We start from the raw sequence: 18,972 nt of genomic DNA on the forward strand, positions 1-18,972 counted from the left end.
ACACAAGGCCGCTCCTACCGTAGGAGCGGCCTTGTGTCGCGAAAGGGGCGCAAAGCGCCCCCATGGCCCTCAAGACCAGCTCAGTATCGGCCAGCCATTCTTTTCGGCATGCTCGCGCAACACCGCATCCGGGTTCACCACATGCGGATGATCCACCTTGAGCAATAACGGCAGGTCGTTGCGCGAATCGGAATAGAAACTCGCCCCCTCCAGGTTTTCCTGCTCCTGGTCCAGCCACTCCAGCAAGCGGGTGATTTTGCCCTCCCGGTAAGTCAGCACCCCATGAGTCCTCCCGGTATACACCCCGTTCACAGCCTCCAGCTCGATCGCCAGGTACTCGTCCACCCCTAACCGCGCCGCAATCGGCCCGACCAGGTGAGTGCCCGAGGCGGAAATGATCAGGATGCGGTCGCCACGCTTGCGATGCTCGGCGATGCAGCGGCAGGCATCACCGAAAATGATCGGCTCGATGACATCCTCCACCCATGGCTCCACCAGGTGCTCGACCTCTTCCAGTGTACGCCCGGCAATCGGCTCCAGGCTGAAGGCCATGTACTCTTCCATCTGCAAGTGGCCTTTGCCGTAGGCCTCCATCAGGGCATGGTCGCGGCGCAGGAACTCCTTGCCGTCGACCCAGCCCAGCCGCGCCATCTGCTCGCTCCATAGCGACGCGCAGTCGCCATGGATCAGGGTTTCATCCAGATCGAAAATTGCCAGTGCCATGCGTTGAATCTCCTTAGGCCACTTCCCGTAGCGCCGTGGGGTCGATCGACAAGGATACCCGCTGGCCGTCCGCGTGCAGGTCGGCCGATGAGCGATTGAGCACATCCACCACCAGCTCCACGTCACGAACCCGTACCCGGTAGCGGATCACATTGCCCAGCAGGCTGTGGCTGCGCACTTCGCCGTCCAGTTCGCCATCGCGGCTCAAGGTGATCGACTCGGGGCGAATCGCCAGGCGGCTGGCTACCGGGCGTTGCAGCAGGCGGCTGGCACTGTCCGGGTCGAGCAGGTTGTAGTTGCCGATGAAGCCGGCGGCAAACAGGTCCACCGGGGCCGTGTACAGGGTTTCGGCGTCGCCGCTCTGCACGATGCGCCCCTGGTTCATCAGGAAGATGCGATCAGACATCGTCAGCGCTTCTTCCTGGTCATGGGTAACGAAGATGGTGGTCAGCCCCAGTTCGCGCTGGATGGCGCGGATCTGCTCGCGCAGGTGCTTGCGAATACGCGCATCCAGCGCCGACAGCGGCTCGTCGAGCAGCAGCAGGCGTGGCCGGGTGACTAGCGAGCGGGCCAGAGCCACCCGCTGGCACTGGCCACCGGACAGCTGGTGCGGGTAACGCCCGGCAAAACTGCCCAGTTCCACCAGTTCCAGCGCCTCGCGCACACGTACCTGAGTGTCACTGGCCTTGACCTTCTGCATGCGCAGGCCAAAGGCGACATTCTGTTCCACGGTCATGTTGGGGAACAGCGCATAGCTCTGGAACACCATGCCGATGCCGCGCTTTTGCGGGCTCAGCGGCACGATGTCCTGGCCGTCGAGCAGGATCTGCCCGCCGTCCACCGGGGTCAGCCCGGCGATGCAGCGCAGCAGGGTGGACTTGCCGCAGCCGGAAGGGCCGAGCAGGGTGACGAACTCGCCGCGTTCGATCTGGCAGTCGATGTTTTCGAACACCGGGGTGCCGCCATAGCGTTTGTGCAGTTTCTGTACGCTGACGAAGCTCATGTCAGGTCTTGTCCTTGTTCAGGCGGTTGGCGACCCAGGTCAGTACCAGCACGAAGGCGAAGTACGAGATCACCAGCGCGCTGTTGAAGTGGCCGCTGCTGTTGCGCATGTTGTTCAGGTACACCTGCAGGGTCTCGTAGCGCGTGCCGACCAGTAGGTTGGCGAACACGAATTCGCCGAACAGGAACGAGAACGACAGCAGCAGCGCCACCATCAGGCCTTTGCGCAGGTTGGGCAGCACCACCAGGAACGCCGCCTGCCAGGTGCTGGCGCCGAGCAGTTGGGCGGCGTCCATCAGGTCGCGCAGGTTGATCGCCTGCAAGTTGTTGGTGATCGCCCGGTACATGAACGGCAGGGCGATGGTGAAGTAGCAGCCGATCAGGATCCACGGCGTGCCGACCATGGCCATCGGCCCGCTGCCGTACAGCTGCAGCAGGCCCACCGAGGACACCACCGGCGGTACCGCGAACGGTAGCAGGATGAGGATGTTCATCAGTGCGTCGAGCCTGGGGAAGTGGTAGTGCACCACGAACAGCAGTGGCAGGATCAGCACCACCGACAGCAGCAGCGCGCCCACGCACACCAGCAGCGACTGGCCGAAGGCCGCCAGAAACCGCGGCTCGCCCCACAGCGCCACGTACCACTTGAAGGTCAGGCCGCTGGGCAGCAGGCTGGCTGACCAGCTGGTGGCCAGCGAGTAGAGCAGGGTGCCGGCCAGTGGTAGCAGCAGAATGAGAAACAGCAGGTACACCACGGCGCGGTGATAGAGGCTGCCGGCGCTCGGCCTGGTTGAGCGGTTAGCGTGCATGGTAGCTCCGTTTCAGCAGCCATTGATGGACGACCGTGACCACCGTCATCAAGCCCACCAGCACCATGGCCAGCGCGCTGGCCAGGTTGGGGTCCAGGCTGATGTCACCGGCCACCAGGCCGGCGATGCGGATTGGCAGCACGTTGAAGTTGCCGGTGGTCAGCGCATACACCGTGGCATACGCGCCCAGGGCATTGGCCAGCAGAATGACGAAGGTACCGAGCAGGGCCGGGGTCAGCACTGGCAGGCCGATGTGCCGCCAGTATTGCCAGTGGCTGGCGCCCAGCAACGCGGCCGATTCGCGCCAGTCCTCGCGCAGGGCATCGAAGGCCGGGTAGAGCAGCAGTACGCCCAGGGGGATCTGGAAGTAGGTGTAGACCAGGATCAGGCCGCTTTTGGAGTAGATGCTGAAGTCTTCCAGCAGGCCAACCTGCTTGAGCAGCAGGGTCAGCGCCCCGTTGAAACCAAGCAGGATGATGAACGCGAAGGCCAGCGGCACGCCGGCGAAATTGCTGGTCATGTTGGCGAAAGCGCTGACGAAGTCGCGCAGGCGCGAATCCACCTGGCGCAGCGAGTAAGCACCGAGGGTGGCGATGATGATGCCGAACAGGCTCGACCAGAAGCTGATTTCCAGGCTGCGTTGCAGCGCCTGCAGGTAGAACTTCGAGGCGAACACCTTGCTGAAGTTGGCCAGCCCCCAGCCTGCTTCCGACTGCACGCTGTTGATGGCCACCCAGGCCAGCGGGGCGATCTGGAAGATGACGAAGAACACAGCGAACGGCAGCAGGCAGAGCAGGGCCAGGTAGCGCCCGCGGGCGCCGGCATTCACTTGAGCAGCTCCCGGCAGACGGTCTTGTCGTGGGCAACGCCCAGCAACTCGCAGATGGTGCCACACAGCTCGGTTTGCAGCGGCTTGGCGGCCGGGTCGAGGCTGAAGGCGTCGCCAAACACGAACAGCGGCACTTCGCGCTCTTCGGCCAGCAGGCCGTTGTGCGAGCGGTCGTTGTTCATGCCGTGGTCGGCGGTGACCAGTACCTGGTAGCCCTCTTCGAGCCAGTGCGGCAGGTAGTCGGCCAAGAGGATGTCGGCGCTGCGCGCAGCGTTGCGGTACTGGCTGCTGTCCAGGCCGTGGCGGTGGCCGGTGTCGTCGATGCTCATCGGGTGCACCAGCAAAAAGTTCGGCGCATGGCGGCGGCGCAGGTACTCGGCGTCGGCCAGCAGGTGCGAGTCGGGGTAGCGGTCGTCCCAATAGAACAGGCCATGCTGGATCGGCAGCTTCGGCGCGTGGGTATGGCGGTCGCGCTGCGGGTCGAAGGGCGAGCGGTTGTACAGCTCGCTCATCCAGTGATAAGCCGCCGCCGCAGTGCCCAGGTTGGCCTCGCGGGCGTAGTGGAACACGCTGCGCTGGTTGGACAGGCGGTTGACGTTGTTGTGCACGATGCCGCTGTCGATCGGCGCCACGCCGGTGAGGATGCACTCGTACAGCGGCCGGGACAGCGACGGCAGCTCGCATTCCACGCGGTACAGCGCGGCACGGTCGGCTTCGACGTAAGCGTGCAGGTGGCCCATGGCGTGATGGGCCACCTGGTGGTTGAGGCCGTCGAGCAGGACCAGGATGACATTGTGTTGCATGGTGGCTCCCAGTGGAGCTGCAAGCTTCAAGCTACAAGCTGCAAGAACGAGCCGGCATGTCGATCACCTGCTTGCACTTGTAGCTTGCAGCTTGCAGCTTGAAGCTTCTTCATTCCATCTCGATGATGACTTGCTCCTGCCACATCTGCGGCAGCTTTTTCGAGGTCGCTTCCCACACTTCGGGTTTCTTGATCGGCTGCGCAGCGCCGTACTGCTCGTTAGGCAGCAGCTTGGCCTGCACGTCCGCGGGCAGTTTCAGGTGCTCGGCGCGGATCGGCCGGGCATGCCCCTTGGCCAGGTTGATCTGCCCGGCATCGCTGAAGATGTACTCACGCGCAAGCTTGGCTGCATTGGGGTTTTTGGCGTATTTGTTGATGATGGTGGTGTAGCCGGAGATGACCGACCCGTCCGAGGGGATCAGCACTTCGAAGCGTTTCGGGTCGATCTGGTCGCGGTAGCTCAGGCCGTTGAAGTCCCACACAACGCCCACTTCGACCTCGCCTTTTTCCAGGGTCTGTATGGTCGGGTTGGCCAGCGACAGGCGCTTCTGTTGGGCCAGCTTGGTGAACAGCTGAAGGCCCGGGGCGACGTTGCTCTCATCGCCCTTGTAGGCGATGGCTGCGGCCAGCACGCCGTTGGCGGCCTGGGCGGCAGTACTGACATCGCCGATGGCGACCTTGTACTTGCCTTTTTCCAGGTCGTGCCAGGTTTTAGGGCGTTCTTCTTCCTTCACCAGGTCCTTGTTGATGATGAAGGCGATGGTGCCGGTATAGGCCAGCGCCCAGTGACCATCCTTGTCCTTGGCCCAGCCCGGTACCTGGTCCCAGGTGCTCGGTTTGTACGGCTGGCTCACGCCCTTGGCCACGGCAATCGGGCCGAAGGCGGCACCGACGTCACCGATATCGGCGCTGGCGTTGTCCTTCTCGGCATCGAACTTGGCGATTTCCTGGGCCGAGCTCATGTCGGTGTCGGTGTGCTTGAGGCCGTACTTGCTGGCCAGGTCTTCCCAGGTACCTTTCCAGTTGGCCCAGGCATCGGGCATGCCCACGCTGTTGATCGTGCCTTCTTTGCGGGCAGCGTCTTCCAGGGCCTTGAGGTCGGTGCCGGCGGCCATGGCCGAGGTACACAGGGCCATGGCCGAGCCGAGCAGTGACGCCATGAACAACTTTTTCATCCGAAGCTCCTTTGGGTGGGTGCCTTGCGCGATCGTTGTTATGAGTGAAGCCTTGCTTGGCTAACCTTTGGTCTAGGTCAGCAAACCTTGCGCCAAGGTAGGCCGGTTGCGTGACAATTTGATGTAAGGGAAGGGTTGAACCAGGTGCTGCCGCCTCCTGCGAATACAGCGTAGACCAGATCGCAAGCCCCGATTCATAAGGCTTGGCCCGAATCTGGCAGTGCTCTGATGAAGCGTGTACAGCTGCTTTGTCACAGCATGTTCATCAGCCCTGCCTAGGCTTGCACTATTCTCCAAGTGCCCTGTTCTGGGGCTGGACTAGTCCAGATAGGTAACCCTTGATGCAGTCGACGCCACCGCGTGCGGTAACAGCCATCTGCCATGCCTTGCAGGAGCAGATCGAGCACGGCCTGCTGGCGCCGGGCGGCAAGCTGCCGGCCGAGCGCAAACTCAGCGAGGTGTTCGATACCACGCGTATCACCCTGCGCGAGGCGCTGGTGCAGCTGGAAGCCCAAGGGCTGATCTACCGCGAAGAGCGGCGCGGCTGGTTCGTTGCCCCCGAGCGGCTGACCTACGACCTGATCGAGCGTAGCCACTTTCACGCGATGGTGCGGGACCAGGGGCGGGTGGCCAGTACCGAACTGCTTTCGGCCCGGTTGCAGCCGGCATCGGCGGCCATTTGCGCGCGTCTGCACCTGCCGGCGCTATCCAGCGTGATACGCATCTGCCGGTTGCGGCGTATCGATGGGCGGGCGGTGCTGTATGCCGAGCATTACCTCAACCCGCGTTACTTCCCCGACATCCTCGAACATGACCTGGCGCAGTCGCTGACCGAGATTTATGGGCGGGTCTACGGCATCCGCTACGGGCAGGTGTGCTTTGAAATCCTGCCCACGGCGTTACCCGTGGCTGCGGCCGCAGCCTTGAAGGTATCCACCGGCAGCCCGGGGCTGCATATCACCCGGGTCAACAGTGACCAGCATGGGCACCTGATCGACTGTGACCTTGAGTATTGGCGCCATGATGCGATCCGCATCCGCGCCCAGGCCGGATAGCGGCTGCTGGCGATGGGCTTAATCGGTGGTCCCGCCGGCCTCTGCCATCGCGCCGCCACCCGCCGTCACCACCTGTACCGACAAGCGTGGCATCGCCAGGTCCAGCCCGGCAGCATCCAGCTGGCGCTTCAAGGCCAGGTTGAACGCCCGCGACACTTCCCATTGCTTGATGGGTGCGGTCTTGAAGCGCGCCCGCAGAATCGCCGAACCAGACTCGAAACTTTCCACCCCTTGCAGCTCAAGGGGTGACCAGATATTGCGGCGCATCAGTGGATCGTTGCGCAGTTTCTGCCCCACTTCGCGGATCAGCGTGATGGCCTGGTCGATGTTCATGCTGTGCGGGATGGCCACACGGAAGATCGCATAGCCGAACTCGCGCGAGTAATTCTTGATGCTCTTGATCTCGCTGAACGGGATGGTGTGCACGATGCCATCGATGTCGCGTAGGCGCACGGTGCGGATGGTCAGGCCTTCGACGGTGCCCAGGTGGCCACCCACATCGACATAGTCGTCGATGGCCAGGGAGTCTTCGATGATGATGAACAGGCCCGTGATCAGGTCGGCCACCAGCGACTGCGCGCCAAAACCGATGGCCAGGCCGATCACCCCGGCACCGGCCAGCAGCGGCGTGACGTTCATGCCCATGTTGGCCAGGGCGACGATCAGCGCAATGATGAAAATCACCACGAACATCACGTTGCGGATCAGCGGCATCATGGTTTGCGCGCGGGCGTTGGCCAGGCCCCGGCGTGAACGCACCAGGGCGTGGTGCACGGCCGTGTCGGCCAGTATCCACACCAGCCAGGCGACAATCAGCGTGCCGGCCAGGCCCAGCAGACGCAGGCTGACTTCATGGCCCTCACCTTCGGCGAAGCTGATCATCGACTGGCCCCAAACGCGCAGCCCCAGCTCGATGAACACCAGCCAGATGAACAGGTGCACCAGCACATAACCGAAGTTGCGCAGCCGCTCTGTGTATACCGCCTGACGCTTGTTGGCGCGCTTGGGGTTGGCGGCGTGGCGGCGCACCAGGCCATTGAGCACCATGCACACCACCACCAGCACCGTGCACATCAGTGACTGGCGCAGCGCGGTGCTGGTGTCGCCGGCCGACACGAAGGTGGCGAACAGCGAGATCGCCACCAGGATCATCGCCGGTATGTACCAGAAGCTGCCAAGGATTTCGATGGTGTCGCTCAGGGTGCGCCGGGTCAGGCGCCGCGACAGTGGCTGGTTGCGGATCAGGTGGGCGATCGGGCGGCGGAAACGCAGGATGAACAGCCCCGTGCACAGCGCGGCGATCACATTGGCCAGGGTGGCCAGGGCGTGCGCCAGGTGTGTACCAAGGGCGACGGTCAGGCGCGGGTCGCTCATCGCTTCGCCAAAGGCGGCGAAGCTGCCGATCAGCCACAGCGGCCGAAATGCCTGGTGGCGCAGGATGTGCAGCGCGCGGTGGCGGTGCGGGCCGTCGAGCAGCGAGAAGGCGATCACGCAGATGGCCGAAAAGCAGGTGCCTACCACCAGCGCATAGGCCAGCACCATGGCCATGGACTTGCCGAGCGAGGAGGGCAGGGCAAAGCTCAGGTACACCGTGAACACCAGCGCCACCAGCCACGGCCCCAGCTTGCGCAGGGCGAAGCGCACCAGGTCCCAGGTGCGCGGGTGCTGTGGCAACTCCTCGGTCAGGCCGAAGCGCACACGCACCCGGTGGCCGATCCAGTTGAATGCATAGGCCAGCAGGCTCCACACGGCGATGATCGCGGCAAAGCCGAACAGGATCGCCGGCCACTGGTGCACGGGCACCACCAGTTCAGCCAGCTCCGCCTGGGCCTGGTCGATTTCCAGCGCCCACCGCTGGAACGGGCTGGCGTCGCCGCTGAACTGCTTCTCGAAATCATGCAGCGCACCGCCGATCAGGCCCAGCACGCCCTGCTCTACGGTGGGTTGCGACTGCTTGGTGGCATCGCGCAGCTTCTTCAGGTCGGCCAGCAGCTTGGCGCGTTGCTGGTCGTTCTCCAGGTTCTTGATCACCTCGTCCAGCGATTTGCCCAAAGGCTCGGTGGCTTCTGGCTGGGCCGGCGCACTGGAGCCAAGCAGGCCAGGCAGGCCGGCGGCCTGTACCGGGGAGATGAACAGAAACAGCAGCAGGGCAAGGCAACGCAGGAGGGCTGGCACCGGGAAATCTACCTCAGGTCAAACGATTGGCCGAGTGTAGAGGTTTATGTGGGGAGTTTCTCCAGGATCTTCCAGCAGGTGAGGCCGAAGATGCCCAAGGTGCCGATCCACATCATCAGCACACCGACGTCGCGCTCACGCAGGCTGAAGCCGATGGTCAGCAGCATCAGGAAACCGAACACGGGGACGAACAGGGACAGGAAAGGGGACATGACGGGCGATCCTTCTGCACGTGCGGGGGGGGATGCTTTAAGCATAGTGGCTAGCTGGCGAAGCGGAATGACTTGTATCACATAATGTTTAATCGGTGGGGTTAAAGGTTCATATTTCCTACGCATCTATCAGACCAGTTTCCTACACAGGAATGCATCCCTTGGCCGATATAAGATTCACCACGGTGTGTGGGGATTTTTAGAAGGTTCGACGATGAGTGCAAAATCAGTACGCAACAGTTTATCGTTGTTGGCGGTGGCAGGGTTGAGCATTACTGCCCATGCCGAGAATAACTTGGCAACGGTGATTGTCGATAATAAAACAAGTGCCGCAGCCAGTTACACCTATGAGCACATGTCAGGTACGTCACAGCCGGTCATGGGTGAAGTGAATGCCCGCCAGAACAGAGTGTTTTTAGTTACAAGCTTTGCTGATTCAATTTCGGGCATGCGCTTTGTGTACGCATCCGGTAGTAAAAAGTGTCGTTTCTCCGTATCGCATACTGCGCCACCACCACGCTATATACCCACCTGGAAAAAGGATGCTGTTTCGATCGGGTCATCGCGCGCAACTTGTACGGTGAAGATGGAAAGGATAGGAACGCAAATGCCTTATCACTACACGGTGAGGTTCACTATTCAATGAACCTCGCGGGGCGCCAGTGAAGGTGCCCCTCGATGAGCACCGAGGAACGCCCATGAAAATTTTCAGCGTTAATGCCACGCCTGTCGTACGCCAGGAAAACGTTCTGCTACCGCCCACAAAGTCGGAGGAGGGTACTGCACAACCAGGGTGCAAGGTGAGTTTGTCTGATGAGGCCCTTAACGACGCCAGAAACAAGGACGAGGTTCGAGCACTTCATGCACGGATCTATGGAACACCGTCGCTCGGGGATCGAATCAGTTATAGCTATCGAACACGGGGAGAAGAAAAATTCAAGAATGAACCGCCTCCAGAAAATTACACGCCTGAACAGGCTGAACGCCACCGGCAAGCCCTGGATTATCTGGTAGGTATCGAAAAACTCTCAGGGGTGGAGACTCAGTTTGAGGAAAACCCGTTTTGGGGGTTGGACCGCGCTCATCTAGTGGCAATCGAGCAGGATGAAAACAGTTATACCGAAGTGGAACGTTATGCGGCAGCTAGAGCAAAAACAGCATTGGACAATATTTTCTTCACACGTCTCAGCGACCATGCCTATAACACAGGCGACCTAAGACCCGTGTTCAAGGGATATCTTGAGTATCTGGATAACTTGACCGACGTCGAACGCCTCAATTTTCCAGCCGATGAACGTGAACGGGTAGCCGGTCTTTTAGCTCGTGCGCAAAGCGAATCTGGCAGCCTCCCCGAAGGCTTCTCCCTCTGGCAATACATGAACTGGGCCCCTGAAGGCCGCCTCGACCTCGAAGCGCTGCTGAACCCCGCGCCTTAGTCGGCAACGCCCGCCCCCACTGAAGGGGCGGGCACTGCCGGCGGTCAGGGCAGTTCGCGGCTGCGGTAGAACGCGGTCAACACCTTCACCAGGTGCGCCAGATCCTGGCTGCCGCACAGTTCACGTATCGAGTGCATGGCAAAGGTCGGCAGGCCGATATCGACCGTGCGCACGCCCAGATGGCTGGCAGTGATCGGGCCGATGGTCGAGCCGCAGCCCATGTCGCTGCGCACCACGAAGCTCTGCACCGGCACTTCTTCGGCCATGCACAGGTGGCGGAAGAAGCCGGCAGTTTCGCTGTTGGTAGCGTAGCGCTGGTTGTTGTTGACCTTTATCACCGGCCCGGCGTTGAGCTTGGGCCCGTGGTTGCCGTCATGCTTGTCGGCGTAGTTGGGGTGCACGCCGTGGGCATTGTCGGCCGAGACCATCAGCGAGCGCTGGATGGTACGCACGTAAGTGTCGCCGTCCGGCAGCAGGCGCTGCAGGGTCTGCTCGAGCATCGGGCCGTCGGCGCCGCAGGCCGAGCAGCTGCCGACTTCTTCGTGGTCGTTGCACACCAGCACGCAGGTTTCGTCACTGTCAGCGGCCAGCAGCGCCTGCAGGCCGGCGTAGCACGACAGCAGGTTGTCCAGGCGCGCCCCGGCGATGAAGTCACCGTTCAGGCCGATCAGTGCAGCGTCCTGGGTATCGTAGAAGCTCAGCTCGTAGTCCAGCACCACGTCGGCGTTGAGCTGGTGTTCACGGGCAAGCTGCTCGGTGAGCAGGGCGCGGAAGTCGATGCGCTCGTCGCCGGCCACCTGGGCCAGGATTGGTGGCAGTTCGTTCTGCGGGTTGATCTGCCAGCCTTCGTTGGCAGTGCGGTTGAGGTGGATCGCCAGGTTGGGAATGATGGCGATCGGCAGCTTGAAGTCGATCAGCTGGCTTTCGACCTTGCCATCACGCCGGAAGGTCACGCGGCCGGCCAGCGACAGGTCACGGTCGAACCACGGCGCCAGCAGGGCGCCGCCGTACACTTCCACACCCAACTGCAGGAACCCTTGGCGCTGCAGCTCAGGCTGCGGCTTGACCCGCAGGCACGGGCTGTCGGTGTGCGCACCGACCATGCGAATGCCACCCAGCAGCGGCGCTTGCTTGCCCAGGTTGATGGCGATGATCGAAGAATCGTTGCGGGTGACGTAGTAGCGGCCGCCAGGCACCGTGGCCCAACTGTCACGCTCGTCCAGGCGCTGGTAGCCGGCCGCCTCGAGGCGCAGGGCCAGGCTGGCGGTGGCGTGGAAGGGCGTAGGGGAGGCCTTGAGAAAATCGATCAGGCCGGTGTTCAGTGCTTCGCGCATAACTCACTCCAATTCGAGCTTCAAGCCGCAAGCTGCAAGCTTCAAGCAAGAGCAGGCCGCGGAGCAAGCTGCAACGCGATCTGTTCTGGCTTTTCTTGCAGCTTGTCGCTTGAAGCTTGCAGCTTAAAAAGGTGCAGGGCACTCGAACTTCAGCCGCTCACCGGAAACCGGGTGGGTGAAGCTCAACATGGCCGCATGCAGGCACAACCGCTCATGTGCCGCCAGCGCCTCGGGGTTGGCATACAAACGGTCACCGAGCAGCGGGTGCCCGATCGACAGCATGTGCACGCGCAACTGGTGCGAACGGCCGGTGATCGGCGTCAGCTCCACCCGGCAGTGGTCGCCGCAACGCTCGAGGATGCGCCAGAAGGTCAGGGCGTGTTTGCCTTGCTCATGGTCCACCACATGGCGGGGCTTGGTGGGCGGGTCGTAGCGCAGGGGCAAATCGATGCTGCCGCTGTCCAGCGCCGGTTGGCCCCAGCACAGTGCGGTGTAGGCCTTCTCGGTCTCGCGGTCGTGGAACTGGCGCGACAGCTCGCGGTGGCTGTCGGCATCGCGGGCCAGCAGGATGATGCCGGAGGTTTCCCAGTCCAGGCGGTGGACGATCAGCGCATCCGGGTAGCCGTTTTCCTGCAGGCGGGTGATCAGGCAGTCCTTGTTGTCATCGGCGCGGCCTGGCACCGACAGCAGCAGGGTCGGCTTGTTGACCACCAGGATGGCGGCGTCTTCATGAAGGATCTGGACGTTCGACAGCGGCATTGCGGGTTCTCGGTCAAATCGGGGAAAACCATTGGGGCCGCGTTGCGGCCCGTTCGCGACACAAGGCCGCTCTTTGTAGGAGCGGCCTTGTGTCGCGAACGGGCTGCAAAGCAGCCCCAATGATCAAGCCCGTTCGCTGTATCAGCGATCGGGCAAGGTGATGTTCAGCTCCAGAATCGAGCAACTGCCCTGGTTTTCCAGTTCGATGTGCACATCATCGCTGCCGATGTTCACATACTTGCGGATCACCTCGAGCAGCTCTTTTTGCAGGGCCGGCAGGTAGTCCGGTTCGCTGCGCTGGCCGCGCTCATGCGCCACGATGATCTGTAGACGCTCTTTCGCCACCGACGCGCTGCTCTGTTTCTGTCTGCCACGAAAGAAGTCAAAAAGGTTCATGGTTTATTTGCTCCCGAAAATGCGCTCGAAGAATCCCTTCTTCTGTACATCGATGAAGCGCATCGGCTTCTCTTTGCCCAGCAGGCGGTCGACCGCGTCGCTGTAGGCCTGGCCAGCATCGCTCTGATCATCGAGAATGACCGGGATACCTTGGTTGGACGCCTTGAGTACCGCCTGCGACTCCGGGATCACACCCTTGAGCTTGATCGACAGGATCTCTTCCACGTCGGCCACGCTCAGCATTTCGCCCTTGACGACACGCTCGGGGTGGTAACGGGTGATCAGCAGGTGCTCCTTGATCGGCTCTTCGCCGTTTTCAGAGCGGCGCGACTTGCTCGACAGGATGCCCAGCATACGGTCGGAGTCACGTACCGAAGACACTTCAGGGTTGGTCACGACGATGGCTTCGTCGGCGAAGTACATGGCCAGGTGCGCGCCTTTCTCGATACCCGCCGGCGAGTCGCAGATGACGTACTCGAACTGTGCTTTGAGGTCCATCAGTACCTTTTCGACGCCTTCCTGGGTCAGTGCGTCCTTGTCGCGGGTCTGGCTGGCGGCAAGTACGTACAGGTTCTCAAGGCGCTTGTCCTTGATCAGGGCCTGCTGCAGGTTGGCTTCGCCGTTGACCACGTTGACGAAGTCGTAAACCACGCGGCGCTCGCAGCCCATGATCAGGTCGAGGTTACGCAGGCCCACGTCGAAGTCGACGATGACCGTCTTGTGGCCGCGCAGTGCGAGGCCGGTGCCGATGGCGGCGCTGGTGGTGGTCTTGCCCACACCCCCCTTGCCGGAAGTAACGACGAGAATCTTGGCCAAGGTGTTTCACCCCTAAATAAGTCGGGACAGGCGTCCCAGCAAAATGCAAAAAAACGGCAACAGGTAAAAAAGTTGCTCTAAAAATGACGGCAAGTATCCGTTAAAGACGGGTGATGTTCAACACGTCACCGGACAGGCTGACTTGCACGCCGCCGCCCCACAGCGGGTCGCGGCGCAGGTCCTCGCAGACCTTGTACTGGCCAGCGATGGAGACCATTTCGGCGGTCATCTGCTGGCAGAAGATACGGGCCTTGGTGTTGCCTTTGATGCCGGCCAGGGCGCGGCCGCGCATGGCGCCGTACACATGGATGTTGCCATCGGCCAGAAGTTCCGCACCCGGGCTCACAGACCCTGTGACCACCAGGTCGCCACCCTGAGCATAGATCTGCTGGCCGCCACGTACAGGCGAAGTGATGATCCGGGTCGGGCGGCTTTCCGGCTCTGCAGCGGGCGCCGGCGCCGGCTCGGGCTTTTTCACTTCCGGCTCCGGCTCCAGCGGCCGCTCACGGGCGCCGGAGGGCGGCAATACCGGCAGGTCGATGGCGATCGCGGCAGCGATGTCCTCGATGCGGTTTGCACGGATCGCCAGGGTTCGCAAGCCGTGGTGACGGCAGATGCGCATCAGCCCGGGCAGGTCGATCGCCCCTTCGTCGGCCGGCAGCTTGTCCAGCGCCAGCACCAACGGTGTGTTGCTGAAAAAATTGGGGGCTTGGGCCACTTTCGCCGCCAGCTGGCGGTCGAGGGCTTCAAGGTCGTTGCGCCCCAGCTCCAGCACAGTGATGGCGAGCATGCTGCCCTTGAGCTGGAACACGGAGGCGGTGTCGGGTGTGTGGTTTGGGCTCATGGTCTGCATAGACGGCTTGTTGCGGAAAAAGTGCCCTGACTTATAACGATAAGACCGGTTGGCCGCAACCGGCGCCGATCCGATGTAGAATGCTCGGCCTTTGACTTACCGGAAGCTTCAATGGAACGCCCGCGTTTTCGTCCCTATTTCCTTCACCCCAGGTTCTGGGGCCTGTGGCTGGGCCTGGGCCTGCTGTGGCTGGTGGTGCAGTTGCCCTACCGCGCCCTGTTGTGGCTTGGCGCTGCCCTGGGCGCGCTGATGTACCGGGTGGCCGGTGAGCGCCGACGCATCGCTGCACGCAACCTGGAACTGTGTTTCCCCCAGATGTCCGTCGACGAACGGCGCCGTTTGTTGAAGGCGAATTTCGCCTCCACCGGCATCGCCTTCTTCGAAATGGCCATGAGCTGGTGGTGGCCCAAGGCCAGGCTGGCGCGCCTGGCGCACATCGAGGGCCTCGAGCACCTGCAAGCCGCGCAGCAGGCCGGGCAGGGCGCGATCCTCATGGCCGTGCATTTCACCACCCTGGAGATCGGCGCCGCGTTGCTGGGCCAGGTGCACACCATCGACGGCATGTACCGCGAGCATGGCAACCCGCTGTTCGACTTCATCCAGCGCAGCGGCCGTGAGCGCCACAACCTCGATTCGCTGGCGGTGGAGCGTGAAGACGTGCGCGGCATGCTCAAGCTGCTGCGTGCCGGCCGCGCCATCTGGTATGCACCCGACCAGGACTACGGCGCCAAGCAGAGCCTGTTCGTGCCGTTGTTCGGCATCCAGGCGGCGACGGTTACCGCCACCACCAAGTTCGCCCGCCTGGGCAAGGCGCAGGTCATTCCCTTCACCCAGAAGCGCCTGGAGGATGGCAGTGGCTATCGCCTGGTGATCCACCCGCCGCTGGAAGGCTTCCCCGGTGAAAGCGAAGAGGCCGATTGCCTGCGCATCAACCAGTGGATCGAAGGCGTGTTGCGCGAGTGCCCGGAGCAATACCTGTGGGCGCACCGGCGCTTCAAGTCGCGGCCTGAAGGTGCGCCGCGGCTGTATGACAAGAAAAAGCGCTGATCATGTGGGCGCCGGCCTGCCGGCGATGAGGCCAGCACTGGCGGTAAGAGATCCAGGGAGCAAGACATGGCCCCACCCCCGACTACCGGCCTGATCCTCTCTGGCGGCGGCGCCCGCGCTGCCTACCAGGTCGGCGTTCTGGCCGGCATCGCCGAGCTGCTGCCTGCCGGCGCAGCCAACCCCTTCCCGGTGATCGTCGGTACCTCGGCCGGCGCCATCAATGCCGTGACCCTGGCCAGTGGCGCAATGCGCTTCAGCGAGGCAGTGCAAAGGCTCACCGCCTTCTGGCAGAACCTGGGCAGCCACCTGGTGTTGCGCAGCGACTGGCCCGGTGTAATCCGCCAGGCCAGCCGCTTTGTCGGCCACAACCTGCTGGGGCTGGGTGGCCAGGCACCGGTTGCCCTGCTCGACAGCAGCCCGCTGCGTGGCCTGTTGCAGTCGCACATCGACCTCGATGGCATTACCCATGCCCTGGCCAGCGAGCAGCTGCGCGCGGTGGCGGTAACCGCATTCGGCTACGAGTCTGGCCAGGCGGTGACCTTCTACCAAGGCCGCGGCACCATCGACGCCTGGCTGCGCCACCGCCGGCTCGGTGTGCCCACGCCCTTGACCGTTGACCACCTGCTGGCCAGCTCGGCCATCCCGCTGCTGTTCGCCCCGGTGCGGCTCGGCGATGAGTACTACGGCGACGGCGCGGTTCGCCAGTCGGCGCCGATCAGCCCGGCCCTGCACCTGGGTGCCAGCCGCGTGCTGGTGGTCGGCGTCAGCGGCAACCCGCAGCGGCCAGCGCCGCCGCTGCCGACCCAGCGCGTGTTCAGTGGCCATCAGCCAAGCCTGGCGCAGATCGCTGGGCACATGCTCAACAGCACGTTCATCGACAGCCTGGAAGGCGATATCGAGCTGTTACAGCGTTTGAACCACCTCAGCCGCCTGCTGCCCGCCCACCTGGATGCGCCACGCCTGGGCCTGGCGCCGATCGAGGTGCTGGTGGTGGCGCCCAGCCAGCCGCTGGACGAAATTGCCGCACGGCATCGGCGCGAGCTGCCGGCAGCGCTGCGCTTGTTCCTGCGCGGGCCGGGGGCGACGCGGACCAGCGGGGCGGGGGTGTTGAGCTACTTGCTGTTCGAAGCCAGCTATTGCAGCGAGCTGATCGAGCTGGGGCGGCGGGATGCGCTGGCCAAGCGGCGGGAGCTGGAGCAGTTTCTGGGGGTGTAATCGAACCTACGCGGCGCGTAGGAGCGGCCTTGTGTCGCGAAAGGGCCGCAAAGCGGCCCCATCGATAGTTGCAGCGCCGCTGAAAACCTGGGGCCGCTGTGCGGCCCTTTCGCGACACGAGGCCGCTCCTACAGCGGTTGTGCAGGCAGTAAATTATTCGGCAATCTGCAGCTTGCGCGACTGGGTGTACACATACCGAACCTTCTCGTACTCGAACGGCGAGTTGAGCTGGCCGTAGCGGAATTTGGTGGTGTAGCGCTTGTCCACCGCGCGCAGCAGGAAGATTTCCGGATGATCGGTGCTGACCTCGGCCATGTTCAGGTAATTGATCGCCTGTTCGCCAGCGTAATCCACCACCACCCCGGTGGTATCGCGCAGGTTGGACGGCCCAAGCACCGGCAGCATGATGTATGGCCCATCTGGTACGCCATAGAACCCCAGCGTCTGGCCAAAATCCTCGCTCTGGCGCGGCAGGCCCATCTTGGTCGCCGGGTCCCATAGCCCACCCACACCGATGATGGTATTGAACATCAGCCGTGCGGTGATCTCTGCCGAACGCTTGGCCTTGAGCTGCAGCACACTGTTGAACAGGTTCGGCACATCGCCCAGGTTATTGAAGAAATTGCTCACCCCGGTACGCACGAACCTGGGCGTCACGTACTGGTAGCCATCCACCAGCGGCAGCAGCACCCACTGGTCCAGGCGGTAGTTGAAGTGGTAGATGCGCCGGTTCAGCGACTCCAGCGGGTCGTATATGTTGAGCGCCGCCAGGGTGGAGCGCTCGAATTCGCGCTGGTCCAGGCCTGGGTTGAATTTCAGCTCGCGCAGCGGGTCGGTGAAGCCGTCGGCTTCGGGGGCCAAGGGTTCGGCGGTTACTTGAGGATCGGACTCGATCACGCTGGTGCGCGGCGCGGTTTCCGCGGCCAGGGCATTGCCGGCAACCAGCAGGGCGGTGGCGAAGAGGAATTTGTTAACCACGGAAGAACTCCAGCATGGCGTCGCTGTTGACGCGGTAGTTGAGGTTGCCGCAATGGCCGCCATGGGGGTACAGGGTCAGGCGCTCGCCGAACACCTTGCGCAGGAAGCCGATATCGCCCGGGCCGAGGATGACATCATCGGCATTGTGCATCACGGCGATTTTCGGGCTGTCGCGCAGGTAGTCCTCCAGCGCGTACAGGCTCACCTGGTTGACCAGTTGCAGGATGCTGTTGCCGTCGGTGCGGGCGCGCCACATCGGGATCACCTGCTCGGTCATGTAACAGTCGAAGTCGCACTGCAGGGCACGCTTGAAGAACGGCGTAAGGCTGCTGCCCTCGGTGATCGGGTACTTCGGCGGGATGATCAGGCCACGGCGGTTGATCAGGTCCGACGTGAAGGCGATGTCGGCCGCCGAGAAGCGGAACGAGGTGCCGATCAGCATCGCCATCTGTTCGTTGGACAGGTGCTGGCGCGACTGCTGGAAGTCATACAGCAGCGCCTCGTTGAGGTCGATGTAGCCCTTGTCCTGGAAATAGCGGGTGAGCTTTTCCAGCATCAGCTCATAGAACGTGGTGCTGCGGTCGATGCCTTTGACCTGGGTCTGCACCAGTTTGTCGAGGTTGTTGATCGAGGTGTACAGGTTGACCGGCGGGTTGAGCAGCAGCACACGCTTGAAGTTGAAGCTGCGGCGGGTTTCATCCAGGTGGCTGACGAACGCCGCGTCCAGCGCGCCCAGGCTGTAGCCGGTGAGGTAGTACTCGCTGATCGGCAGGCGCGGGTGCTGGGCACGTACGGCTTGCATCACCCGGTACATGTCTTCGGCGTCTTCCCGGCTGATGCCCGGGGTGGCGAAGCGCGAGGCGGCGCTCATGAAGTCGTAGCTGGTCGGCGACGACAGCTGAACCACATGGTAACCGGCCTGGTAGAACAGTTTTTTCAGGTATTCGTTGATGGTGCTCGAATACGGCGCGCCTGTGCCGGCGATGATGAAGATCAGCGGCGCTTCATGGTCCTGGCGAGCCAGGCGGTACTTGAGCTTTTTCACTGCCCAGAAATTGTCGGGCAGGGTGAATTCACGCTCCGGGCGCAAATTGAGGCTGTAGTCGCTCTGGTCGATCTCGTCGTCGCTGGGCAGCGTTGGGCGCTGGTCGGGCGGCGTCGTGGCGATCGTCGCCTCGAACGGGTTGGTCAAGGGGAAGCCGTAGGTTGCGGCGTCGATGTCGCGCGCAGAAGCGGCCACAGCCATGAGCAGGCCGCCAAGAAGGGCGGCTAGGCGCCAATATCGAAGCATGTAATCCCCCAGAAAGAACGCGAGCAAGGTACTGCGCTACGCAGGCTAGGACCACAAGTGCCTTG

20 protein-coding genes are annotated in these 18,972 nt (G+C 62.7%); 5 read left to right on the forward strand and 15 right to left on the reverse strand.

The features are described from left to right. Positions 1-69 precede the first annotated feature (69 nt). The 6 genes from JOE27_RS22795 to JOE27_RS22820 all read right to left on the reverse strand — a co-directional run bounded on the left by JOE27_RS22795 (position 70) and on the right by JOE27_RS22820 (position 5,340). The gene (locus JOE27_RS22795) at positions 70-723 is read right to left on the reverse strand and encodes an HAD family hydrolase (RefSeq protein WP_204920136.1); all 654 of its coding nucleotides are present in this window, start codon (positions 721-723) and stop codon (positions 70-72) included. 13 nt (positions 724-736) lie between these two features. Beyond that, entirely contained in the window at positions 737-1,726 is a 990-nt protein-coding gene (locus JOE27_RS22800) for an ABC transporter ATP-binding protein (RefSeq protein ID WP_046787415.1), read from the reverse strand. A gap of 1 nt (position 1,727) precedes the next feature. Further along, positions 1,728-2,534, reverse strand: a complete 807-nt coding sequence (locus JOE27_RS22805) for an ABC transporter permease (RefSeq protein WP_046787414.1) — start codon at positions 2,532-2,534, stop codon at positions 1,728-1,730. Then, a complete protein-coding gene (locus JOE27_RS22810; RefSeq protein WP_039602573.1) occupies positions 2,524-3,363 on the reverse strand; it encodes an ABC transporter permease subunit in 840 nt (279 codons plus the stop codon). The genes JOE27_RS22805 and JOE27_RS22810 overlap by 11 nt, the downstream gene beginning before the upstream one ends. Continuing rightward, positions 3,360-4,166, reverse strand: coding sequence for an alkaline phosphatase family protein (locus JOE27_RS22815; RefSeq protein ID WP_046787413.1), 807 nt, complete (start codon positions 4,164-4,166; stop codon positions 3,360-3,362). The genes JOE27_RS22810 and JOE27_RS22815 overlap by 4 nt, the downstream gene beginning before the upstream one ends. Positions 4,167-4,275: 109 nt before the next feature. Beyond that, entirely contained in the window at positions 4,276-5,340 is a 1,065-nt protein-coding gene (locus JOE27_RS22820; protein WP_046787412.1) for an ABC transporter substrate-binding protein, read from the reverse strand. A gap of 341 nt (positions 5,341-5,681) precedes the next feature. On the opposite strand from JOE27_RS22820, the gene JOE27_RS22825 reads away from it, so the two are divergent. Then, positions 5,682-6,395, forward strand: coding sequence for a UTRA domain-containing protein (locus JOE27_RS22825; RefSeq protein WP_046787411.1), 714 nt, complete (start codon positions 5,682-5,684; stop codon positions 6,393-6,395). An 18-nt stretch (positions 6,396-6,413) separates the two neighbouring features. On the opposite strand, the gene JOE27_RS22830 is transcribed toward JOE27_RS22825, so the two are convergent. After that, complete coding sequence (locus JOE27_RS22830; protein ID WP_125924314.1) at positions 6,414-8,570, reverse strand: mechanosensitive ion channel domain-containing protein; 2,157 nt, start codon at positions 8,568-8,570, stop codon at positions 6,414-6,416. A gap of 44 nt (positions 8,571-8,614) precedes the next feature. Next, a complete protein-coding gene (locus JOE27_RS22835) occupies positions 8,615-8,782 on the reverse strand; it encodes a hypothetical protein (protein WP_012313193.1) in 168 nt (55 codons plus the stop codon). Positions 8,783-8,996: 214 nt separating this feature from the next. On the opposite strand from JOE27_RS22835, the gene JOE27_RS22840 reads away from it, so the two are divergent. Then, positions 8,997-9,428 (forward strand): hypothetical protein, encoded by a 432-nt coding sequence (locus JOE27_RS22840; RefSeq protein WP_148708292.1) that lies wholly within the window; start codon positions 8,997-8,999, stop codon positions 9,426-9,428. A gap of 52 nt (positions 9,429-9,480) precedes the next feature. After that, a complete protein-coding gene (locus tag JOE27_RS22845; protein ID WP_115272954.1) occupies positions 9,481-10,218 on the forward strand; it encodes a hypothetical protein in 738 nt (245 codons plus the stop codon). Positions 10,219-10,262: 44 nt separating this feature from the next. On the opposite strand, the gene JOE27_RS22850 is transcribed toward JOE27_RS22845, so the two are convergent. From JOE27_RS22850 to minC, 5 genes are all read right to left on the reverse strand, one after another. Further along, the gene (locus JOE27_RS22850) at positions 10,263-11,552 is read right to left on the reverse strand and encodes a M18 family aminopeptidase (protein WP_039603106.1); all 1,290 of its coding nucleotides are present in this window, start codon (positions 11,550-11,552) and stop codon (positions 10,263-10,265) included. Between the two features lie 123 nt (positions 11,553-11,675). Beyond that, on the reverse strand, positions 11,676-12,311 hold the full coding sequence (locus JOE27_RS22855) for an RluA family pseudouridine synthase (protein ID WP_012313196.1): 636 nt from the start codon (positions 12,309-12,311) through the stop codon (positions 11,676-11,678). Positions 12,312-12,452: 141 nt separating this feature from the next. Continuing rightward, positions 12,453-12,707, reverse strand: a complete 255-nt coding sequence (minE, locus tag JOE27_RS22860) for a cell division topological specificity factor MinE (protein ID WP_043206650.1) — start codon at positions 12,705-12,707, stop codon at positions 12,453-12,455. 3 nt (positions 12,708-12,710) lie between these two features. Continuing rightward, on the reverse strand, positions 12,711-13,523 hold the full coding sequence (gene minD / locus JOE27_RS22865; protein WP_115272953.1) for a septum site-determining protein MinD: 813 nt from the start codon (positions 13,521-13,523) through the stop codon (positions 12,711-12,713). Positions 13,524-13,623: 100 nt separating this feature from the next. Continuing rightward, on the reverse strand, positions 13,624-14,376 hold the full coding sequence (gene minC, locus JOE27_RS22870) for a septum site-determining protein MinC (protein ID WP_204920138.1): 753 nt from the start codon (positions 14,374-14,376) through the stop codon (positions 13,624-13,626). Positions 14,377-14,487: 111 nt separating this feature from the next. On the opposite strand from minC, the gene JOE27_RS22875 reads away from it, so the two are divergent. Then, the gene (locus tag JOE27_RS22875; protein ID WP_046787407.1) at positions 14,488-15,423 is read left to right on the forward strand and encodes a lipid A biosynthesis lauroyl acyltransferase; all 936 of its coding nucleotides are present in this window, start codon (positions 14,488-14,490) and stop codon (positions 15,421-15,423) included. 66 nt (positions 15,424-15,489) lie between these two features. Continuing rightward, positions 15,490-16,638: a patatin-like phospholipase family protein gene (locus JOE27_RS22880; RefSeq protein WP_204920141.1), complete on the forward strand. Its 1,149-nt coding sequence runs from the start codon at positions 15,490-15,492 to the stop codon at positions 16,636-16,638. 153 nt (positions 16,639-16,791) lie between these two features. On the opposite strand, the gene JOE27_RS22885 is transcribed toward JOE27_RS22880, so the two are convergent. Then, positions 16,792-17,616: a VacJ family lipoprotein gene (locus JOE27_RS22885; RefSeq protein ID WP_115272951.1), complete on the reverse strand. Its 825-nt coding sequence runs from the start codon at positions 17,614-17,616 to the stop codon at positions 16,792-16,794. Beyond that, complete coding sequence (locus JOE27_RS22890; protein ID WP_039603299.1) at positions 17,609-18,907, reverse strand: serine/threonine protein kinase; 1,299 nt, start codon at positions 18,905-18,907, stop codon at positions 17,609-17,611. Before JOE27_RS22890 ends, JOE27_RS22885 begins: the two co-directional genes overlap by 8 nt. Positions 18,908-18,972: the final 65 nt, after the last annotated feature.

Source organism: Pseudomonas sp. M5 (genome assembly GCF_016907075.1).
Lineage (GTDB): Bacteria > Pseudomonadota > Gammaproteobacteria > Pseudomonadales > Pseudomonadaceae > Aquipseudomonas > Aquipseudomonas putida_E.

What these genes read in the sequence shown, in the direction of transcription:
- JOE27_RS22795 (WP_204920136.1), bottom strand. Translation starts at nt 723, where the DNA reads ATGGCACTGGCAATTTTCGATCTGGATGAAACCCTGATCCATGGCGAC.
- JOE27_RS22800 (WP_046787415.1), bottom strand. Translation starts at nt 1,726, where the DNA reads ATGAGCTTCGTCAGCGTACAGAAACTGCACAAACGCTATGGCGGCACC.
- JOE27_RS22805 (WP_046787414.1), bottom strand. Translation starts at nt 2,534, where the DNA reads ATGCACGCTAACCGCTCAACCAGGCCGAGCGCCGGCAGCCTCTATCAC.
- JOE27_RS22815 (WP_046787413.1), bottom strand. Translation starts at nt 4,166, where the DNA reads ATGCAACACAATGTCATCCTGGTCCTGCTCGACGGCCTCAACCACCAG.
- JOE27_RS22820 (WP_046787412.1), bottom strand. Translation starts at nt 5,340, where the DNA reads ATGAAAAAGTTGTTCATGGCGTCACTGCTCGGCTCGGCCATGGCCCTG.
- JOE27_RS22825 (WP_046787411.1), top strand. Translation starts at nt 5,682, where the DNA reads ATGCAGTCGACGCCACCGCGTGCGGTAACAGCCATCTGCCATGCCTTG.
- JOE27_RS22835 (WP_012313193.1), bottom strand. Translation starts at nt 8,782, where the DNA reads ATGTCCCCTTTCCTGTCCCTGTTCGTCCCCGTGTTCGGTTTCCTGATG.
- JOE27_RS22840 (WP_148708292.1), top strand. Translation starts at nt 8,997, where the DNA reads ATGAGTGCAAAATCAGTACGCAACAGTTTATCGTTGTTGGCGGTGGCA.
- JOE27_RS22845 (WP_115272954.1), top strand. Translation starts at nt 9,481, where the DNA reads ATGAAAATTTTCAGCGTTAATGCCACGCCTGTCGTACGCCAGGAAAAC.
- JOE27_RS22850 (WP_039603106.1), bottom strand. Translation starts at nt 11,552, where the DNA reads ATGCGCGAAGCACTGAACACCGGCCTGATCGATTTTCTCAAGGCCTCC.
- JOE27_RS22855 (WP_012313196.1), bottom strand. Translation starts at nt 12,311, where the DNA reads ATGCCGCTGTCGAACGTCCAGATCCTTCATGAAGACGCCGCCATCCTG.
- minE (WP_043206650.1), bottom strand. Translation starts at nt 12,707, where the DNA reads ATGAACCTTTTTGACTTCTTTCGTGGCAGACAGAAACAGAGCAGCGCG.
- minC (WP_204920138.1), bottom strand. Translation starts at nt 14,376, where the DNA reads ATGCAGACCATGAGCCCAAACCACACACCCGACACCGCCTCCGTGTTC.
- JOE27_RS22875 (WP_046787407.1), top strand. Translation starts at nt 14,488, where the DNA reads ATGGAACGCCCGCGTTTTCGTCCCTATTTCCTTCACCCCAGGTTCTGG.
- JOE27_RS22880 (WP_204920141.1), top strand. Translation starts at nt 15,490, where the DNA reads ATGGCCCCACCCCCGACTACCGGCCTGATCCTCTCTGGCGGCGGCGCC.
- JOE27_RS22890 (WP_039603299.1), bottom strand. Translation starts at nt 18,907, where the DNA reads ATGCTTCGATATTGGCGCCTAGCCGCCCTTCTTGGCGGCCTGCTCATG.